Source organism: Rhizobium sp. UFLA01-1127 (genome assembly GCF_059803845.1).
In genome coordinates, this window is record NZ_JAUQTZ010000076.1 from 22,154 (window position 1) to 29,235 (window position 7,082).

Consider the following 7,082-nt stretch of genomic DNA (forward strand, 5'->3'; position numbering starts at 1 on the left):
GGCTACCTAGCATCGCTTTTGCCGGGCCGTCTACTGAGGAAAAACATCGCCTTGCCGGGACAAGTTCAAGGCAAGGCGATGCGACAGCTGGAGCTTACCGATCGAGAACGATCTGCAGTTTGACATCCGCCGGCCGGGCTTCAACGGCGCGGTCGAAAGCTCTGATGGAATCTTCGAACGCGAAAGTCTCGGAAATCAAGGGCTTGAGATCGACGCGGCCGGACGCGATCAGCGCGATCGAACGCTCGTATTGATGCGCATAGCGGAACACCGTCTCGACGCGGATTTCCTTGGTCGATGCCGTCGAAACGTCGAAGCCGACCGGATTGACCGGCAGGCCGACGGCGACGATGACGCCGCCCGGACGCGGCAGCGCCATGACCGTTTCCCAGGCCTTCGCCGAACCCGAGCATTCGAACACGACATCGGCGCCCCAGCCATCGGTCAAACGACTGACCTCTTCCACGAGGTTCTTCTCACGGATATTGACCGGGATGACGCCCTGATACTGCGCAGCGATATCGAGCTTCGGCTGGGCGAGATCGGCAACGATCGCCCGTGCGCAGCCGCCGGCAAGGGCTGCCACCGCCACCATGATGCCGATCGGACCGGCACCGAGCACGACGGCGGTGTCGCCGGGGGCAATACGCGCCTTGGTCGCCGCCTGCATGCCGACAGCGAAGGGTTCGACCATAGCCCCTTCCGCAAAGCTGACATTATCGGGCAGCTTGAAGGTGTAATTGGCCGGATGCACGACGAAGGGCGTCAGCACGCCATGGATCGGCGGTGTCGCCCAGAAGGTGACGGCGGGATCGATATTGTACATGCCGAGGCGGCTGGCCTTGGAATTGGCATCGGGAATGCCCGGCTCCATGCAGACGCGGTCACCAATCTTCAGATGCGTCACGCCGGCGCCGACCTCGACCACCGTTCCTGCTGCCTCATGGCCAAGTACCATCGGCTCATTGACGATGAAGGGGCCGATCTTGCCGTGGGTGTAATAATGCACATCCGACCCGCACACACCGACCGTATGGATCTTGATCTTCACCTCACCCGGCCCGACCTCCTGCGGCAGATCGATATCTCGGATTGCCAGCTCATGCTGACGCTCCAACACCAGGGCACGCACCTTGCTCATCGCATCTTTCCTCTTTTCAAAGCAATCGAAGTCCTGCCATCGCGGGGACAAAATCCGCATTCGTTATATCGTGTAAACAAGCCCCGCAAAACGATCTTTCTGCCAGGCGTCCGAAGTGTTGCGGCATCTTTGAACAATCGGAAACCCGCCTCGAACGACAGCATTAGATATGACTTATTATTTAGCCACCTATTGCCGATATTGACTGGGGCTCCATTTCTTGCCTTTCTAATGGTTGAGGAGAAGGAGGGGCTCACCATGGCAGTATACGATTGGAGCGGTCAGCGCGTCCGCCGGATGAAAATGGTGCGCGCGGCAAGCGTCGCAATGCTTCTGATCATCCTGATGGCGATACCCGCAATATTGCTGCACTACAATCTCATCCAATATCCGCACTGAGCACTTCGAAAGAAGACACCGCTAGGCCGCCTTCTTTGCCACAGGCTTCGGCTTGCGTGAGACATTATCACCTGCCTTGCGATCCAGCGGCAGGCAATCCAGCACGGCAAGAAGCGCGATGAGGCCAAGCAGCACGAAGGCAAGGCGGAATTCGATGGCGACGATACCGTCGGCGCCCAATGGCGCGCTGATCGCCTGGCCGATGCGAATGCCGATCGCACCGACCGCGATGCCCATGCCCATCGTCAGCTGAAAGACTGTGCTGAACAGCGTATTGGCACCCGTCATCTGCTGGGGCGGGATGTCGGCGAACGCGATCGTATTCAGCGCGGTAAAATGCATGGAGCGGCACATGCCGCCGATGAAGAGCACCGGCACGATGAACCAAAGCGGCGTATCCGGAGAAAACAGTGCGCAGGCCGCGATGAAGACGGCGTTCAGAAGACCGTTGACGATCAGCACCGGCTTGAAACCGAAGCGGCGCAGAATGGGCGTCGTTGCCGGCTTCATCGCCAGATTGCCGGCGAAAACAGCAAGCGTCAGCATGCCGGCATGAAAGGCACTCAGTCCGAAGCCGACCTGAAACATCAGCGGCAGCAGGAAGGGGACAGCTCCGATGGCCGTGCGGAACAACGATCCGCCCGAGATGGTGATGGCAAAAGTCGGCAACTTCAATCCCGAGAGATCGATGAGCGGATGCTCGGTGCGGAGAAAATGAAAAACCGCAACGGCAAGCAGGATGAAGCCGACGATGACATAGGTCCCGGCTTCCAGCCAGACGGGATCGGGGCGCCCGACCAGCTCCAGCCCGTACATCAGGCTCGCAAGCCCGATGCCGCTGACGATGAAACCGATCCAGTCGAACGGGGGACGCGCAGCGCTCCGGGTCTTGGGAATGAGCATGAGCGCGAAGACGAAGGCCAGAATGCCGAGCGGCAGATTGAGGAAGAAGATCCAGCGCCAGCTTGCATGATCGGTAATGAAGCCGCCGAGCGGCGGTCCCAGCACCGGGGCAACCAGCGCCGGCCAGGTGATTGTCGCAATGGCCGAGATCAGCTTGTCCTTCGGCGTGTTGTTCAAGACAACGAGCCGGCCCACCGGTACCATCATCGCCCCGCCAATGCCCTGCAGGATGCGCATGGCGACGAAGGAGCCGACGCCATTGGCAAAACCGCAAAGGACGGAGGCGAGCGTGAAGATAGCGACCGCCGTCGTAAAGACGAACCGCGCGCCGAAGCGATCGCTGATCCAGCCGCTGATGGGAATGAAGACGCCGAGCGTCAGCAGGTAGGCGCTCATGCCGATATTGAGATCGACGGGGCGGGCGCCGAAGGAAACGGCCATCTGCGGCAAGGCGGTGGCGATGACGGTGCCATCCAGATTTTCCATGAAGAAGGCGCCGGCCACAAGCAATGCGATCAGCAGTGACCGAGACCCGGTCTCCCGCCGCTCCCCCCCCTGCCCGCGCGTGGACATCTCATTCATCTGTCAGTCACTCCGAATCCGCCTCGCATCCCGAATGCATTTAACCGGTTCGGTAACGTTTACGATAGATCGAAATCATTTCATCAATCGATTGGGCGATCACGTTTCGCTCGGCACGCGTCCGGCAATTTGATCAGATGGTACTGCCCGGGACAATATCCCGCCCCAGGAAGCACAGCAGCGTTCATGCGGGTAACGATCTGCCCGATCCGGCGCCAGTAGGCACGCACATACAAGACATGCTAGGGTTTTTTACAGGGACACGCCGCAAAAAGGACGGCAGGATCGACATCGGAACACTATGGAACAGCTCAAACAAGCCGAGACACCAGCGTAAAGCTTTCCCCCAGCATAAGCCGACGACTGTTCTCGCGACGGCGCATCAATAAGGAACGAGAGTCCCGCATAATGAAACATGGCCAGGACGCAATGACTTCTCCGGCTGCTTCGGAGTCGAAACTGATCGTAACGCAGTCGCCCTTCGATCCCTTTGTGCGAAAATATGGCACGATCCCGCGGCGCGGCGTTTTCGGCTATTTCGTTCACGAACTCGGACGCCGTATCGTTCGCGGAGATTATCCGGTCGGTACGACATTGCCCAACGAACCGGATCTGGTCGAACAGTTCGGCATCAGCCGCACCGTCATCCGGGAGGCAATGAAATGCCTTGCAGGCAAAGGATTGATCGAAATCAAGACGCGCGTCGGCACGCGCGTCAAGGAACGCTCCAATTGGCATCATCTCGATACGGATGTGATGGTGTGGTATTATGAGACCGGTCCATCGGTCGAAATCATGCGTTCTATCAAGGATCTGCGGTTGGCGCTCGAGCCGGAGGCAACCGCGCGCGCGGCGCTCCGCCGCACCGAGAGCGACATTGCCGCTATCCGTTCTGCTTATGAAGACATGGCGTCCACCATCGGCGACATCAACAGCAATGCCGATGCCGACCTGCGCTTCCATACGGCGATCTTTGCTGCCACGCATAACATGATCTATTCGCAGCTGATCGATCTGATCGCCGTCGGGATCTATGCCAATCGTACGCTATCCGGTCATGAAGACATCGCCGAAGGCCAGAAACGCGCCTTGCCCTTTCACAGGGCCATCTTCGACGCCATCTTCGCGCAGGATACGGATGCCGCGATCAAAGCGTCGCGAAACCTGCTCGAAGCCTGGCTTGTCCGCGACTACGGCTTTTAGGGCACGATAGCGCGGTTCCGGACCAGAGCCGGATGGCGCCCGAAAACCGCTCACACTTTTCGGCGTCCCGCTAATGGGTCATCGCATCCTGAGCATCCGTCTCAGGAAGCGATGATCCGCGACCGGCATCATGTGCGACCGGGATGAGCCAGATCGTCGCGCAGGTCGTCAGGGCAACGATGACGACGCCCCAGAAGCTCCAATGCAGCGCGGCATCGAAGACGCTCCTGATCGTCGGATCGCCGACGAGGTCGGAAAGGCCGGTCGGCTGGTTGAGGAGGTCGTGAAGCCTGCTGGCCAGTTCACCGCTACCGTAATGCGCGATGCCGACATTCATGATCGCGCCGAGCGCAGTTGCGCCAAGCGTGTTGCCGAGGCTGCGGGAAAAGATGATCGACGCGGTGGCGCTGCCGCGCATCGACCATTCGACGCTTTCCTGCACCAATACGACGCTCGTAAGGCTTATCAGGCCCATGCCGAAACCCATTAGGAACGAGCCGATACCGGCGATCACCGGGCTGCTTTCAGGCGTCAGAAACAGGAGAAAGAAAGAGCCGAAGGGAAACATCAGGCTGCCGGCGCGCAGCGTGTTGCGGATACCGAAGGTGCGGAAGAACCGGCTCGCCAGCATCACGGCCAGCGGCCAGCCGACAATCAGCATCGTCAGCGTGAAGCCGGCCTCCAGCGGCGAACGACCAAGGACACCCTGAACATAGATCGGCAATACCGTGGTGAGGCCGATCAGGGCCATGCCGGCAAGCAGGGTGGCGGCATTGCTGGTCGCAATCAGCCGCCGGCTCCAAAGTGCGATCGAGATGATCGGCTCCGGCGCCTGCCGCTCCTGCTGCAAAAACAGAATGCCGGTGACGGCGAACACGATCGAGAGCGGACAGAGAACGGCAAAGCCCGCATCGGTCTCCGTCAGGATAATGAGCAGCGACACGATCGAGATCGAAAACAGGAACGTGCCGAGATAATCGATCTTCGCCTCGCGCGGCGTGATGGATTCATGCAGGAAGAGGACGAAACCGGCGATGGCGAGCACCCCGACCGGCAGGTTGATCCAGAAAATCCACGCCCAGGAGAGGTTATCGACGATGATGCCGCCGGCAAGCGGGCCGATGACCGCGGAGATCGCCCAGACGCTGGCGAGCGCTCCCTGGACCTTGGCCCGCTCCTCCAGCTTGTAGAGGTCGCCGACGACGGTCATCGTCACGGGCTGGATCGCGCCGGCGCCAAGTCCCTGCAGCAGCCTGAAGAGGATGAGCGAAGCCATCGACCAGGCGAAACCGGCCAGCGTCGAGCCTATGAGAAAAATGATGATGCCGCCAATCAACATCGGCTTTCGGCCGAAAATGTCGGAGAGCTTGCCATAGATGACCGTGGTGGTGGACTGCGCCAGCAGAAAGGCGGAAAAGACCCAGCTGTAATAGGTGAAGCCGCCAAGCTGGCCGACGATGCGCGGCATGGCAGTTGCGACGATCGTCGCTTCGACGGCGACCATGAAGGTCGCCAGCATGATCGAAACGATGACCAACGGACGTCTCGAGCGATCGACCGTGCTGGACATGGCATTCCTTTCTGACTGCTGCGCCCGATGTCGAAAAATGCCCATGCCGCCATAATGGGCATGGTCGAGCGCTTGGCAGGGATGGGACGTGGAGGCCAGAGGCCTGCAGAATTGTTGTGATAAGCTTTGCATATCGATGCCTGTCGATGTCAACTGTTTAGGCGCAGGGAATGCTTGGCAAGAACTTGATGCAGCAACTCGGCTCATACCCATTGACGATATTGTGCAAATTGGTCTTTAGTAAACCAAGTACCGGTGGTTTGTTCATTTTCTGAATTTAGCGGCGGCAAATTTGTCGGAATTCAAGCGGAACGTCGAATTGCTTACATCTTCCCAGCAACAGCTCTTGCGGGTCATCAGCCAATCAGGCCCTTCCAGCCGCACGGTTCTGGCCGCCTCCATGGGGCTGAGCAAGGCGGCAATGAGCGGGATTGCACGGGATCTGATTGCGCTTGGCGTCCTGCGCGAGACGGAGACGATCTACGGCCAGGGCCGCCCGTCGATCCTGCTGGACCTCCATCCGGAAGGCGCTTTCTTCGTCGGTATTTCACTGCTGGAAGATCCCGCGCCCCTCGTGCTCAGCGATTTCAACGGCAATATCGTCGCTCGCCAAACCATGCCGCTGTCGCGCGACCCGGAGGTCGTCGCCACGCTCATTTCCGAGGCGCTGCCGAAGCTGCTTGCGGAACGAACGGATGCGGCGCGAAAACTGTCGGGACTTGGCGTTGCGCTTTCCGGTTTCGTCGACGAAAGGCAGGAAAGCTGCGTCAAATCCACGCTGCTTGGATGGCAGGATGTGCCGCTTGCTCGCATCATCAGGCAAAAAACCGGTATCGAGACCTTCATCGAGAATGACGCAAAGGCGGTTGCCGTCAGCGAAAAGCTGTTTGGCATTGCCCGCGATATCCGGAATTTCAGCGTCGTTTCGTTCGACAACGGCATCGGCTGCGCCCATTTTATCGGCGGAGAACTCTATCGCGGCAATCACGGCGGTGCCGGCGAGATTGCCCATTGCACCATTGAGCCCAACGGTTCGCCCTGCCGATGCGGCAAGCGCGGCTGCCTTGACACCGTAGCCTCGCTGAAGGCAATCAAGGAAATGGCGAAGACGGAAGGCCTCGGCCAGTCCTTCAACTGGCTGGAGACGGAGGCATCGCTCGGCAATGCGGCCGCGATCCGCATCCTGCATCGCGCCGGCAGTGCGCTCGGGCTGGCAATTGCGCATCTTATCCAGTTCAACGATCCCGGCCTGATCCTGATCACCCATGTCGAAGGCCGGTTCGA

At 59.6% G+C, this 7,082-nt stretch carries 6 protein-coding genes; 3 read left to right on the top strand and 3 right to left on the bottom strand.

The genetic code is table 11. The features are described from left to right. Positions 1–94: 94 nt before the first annotated feature. Positions 95–1,141, bottom strand: coding sequence for an NAD(P)-dependent alcohol dehydrogenase (locus Q4Q11_RS19125; RefSeq protein ID WP_113214657.1), 1,047 nt, complete (start codon positions 1,139–1,141; stop codon positions 95–97). Positions 1,142–1,399: 258 nt separating this feature from the next. On the opposite strand from Q4Q11_RS19125, the gene Q4Q11_RS19130 reads away from it, so the two are divergent. After that, on the top strand, positions 1,400–1,540 hold the full coding sequence (locus Q4Q11_RS19130; RefSeq protein ID WP_162701530.1) for a hypothetical protein: 141 nt from the start codon (positions 1,400–1,402) through the stop codon (positions 1,538–1,540). 21 nt (positions 1,541–1,561) lie between these two features. On the opposite strand, the gene Q4Q11_RS19135 is transcribed toward Q4Q11_RS19130, so the two are convergent. Next, a complete protein-coding gene (locus tag Q4Q11_RS19135; RefSeq protein ID WP_498570499.1) occupies positions 1,562–3,025 on the bottom strand; it encodes a DHA2 family efflux MFS transporter permease subunit in 1,464 nt (487 codons plus the stop codon). A 408-nt stretch (positions 3,026–3,433) separates the two neighbouring features. Between Q4Q11_RS19135 and Q4Q11_RS19140 the strand changes: the two genes are divergently transcribed. Beyond that, the gene (locus Q4Q11_RS19140; RefSeq protein ID WP_498570500.1) at positions 3,434–4,228 is read left to right on the top strand and encodes a FadR/GntR family transcriptional regulator; all 795 of its coding nucleotides are present in this window, start codon (positions 3,434–3,436) and stop codon (positions 4,226–4,228) included. A 70-nt stretch (positions 4,229–4,298) separates the two neighbouring features. Here Q4Q11_RS19140 and Q4Q11_RS19145 read toward each other — a convergent pair whose 3' ends face one another. Next, positions 4,299–5,798, bottom strand: coding sequence for an MDR family MFS transporter (locus tag Q4Q11_RS19145; RefSeq protein WP_498570501.1), 1,500 nt, complete (start codon positions 5,796–5,798; stop codon positions 4,299–4,301). A 319-nt stretch (positions 5,799–6,117) separates the two neighbouring features. Here Q4Q11_RS19145 and Q4Q11_RS19150 point away from each other — a divergent pair. Then, positions 6,118–7,082 (top strand): ROK family protein (locus tag Q4Q11_RS19150; RefSeq protein WP_498570502.1); only part of this gene is annotated, 965 nt, incomplete at its 3' end.

What these genes read in the sequence shown, in the direction of transcription:
- Q4Q11_RS19125 (WP_113214657.1), bottom strand. Translation starts at nt 1,141, where the DNA reads ATGAGCAAGGTGCGTGCCCTGGTGTTGGAGCGTCAGCATGAGCTGGCA.
- Q4Q11_RS19130 (WP_162701530.1), top strand. Translation starts at nt 1,400, where the DNA reads ATGGCAGTATACGATTGGAGCGGTCAGCGCGTCCGCCGGATGAAAATG.
- Q4Q11_RS19135 (WP_498570499.1), bottom strand. Translation starts at nt 3,025, where the DNA reads ATGAATGAGATGTCCACGCGCGGGCAGGGGGGGGAGCGGCGGGAGACC.
- Q4Q11_RS19140 (WP_498570500.1), top strand. Translation starts at nt 3,434, where the DNA reads ATGAAACATGGCCAGGACGCAATGACTTCTCCGGCTGCTTCGGAGTCG.
- Q4Q11_RS19145 (WP_498570501.1), bottom strand. Translation starts at nt 5,798, where the DNA reads ATGTCCAGCACGGTCGATCGCTCGAGACGTCCGTTGGTCATCGTTTCG.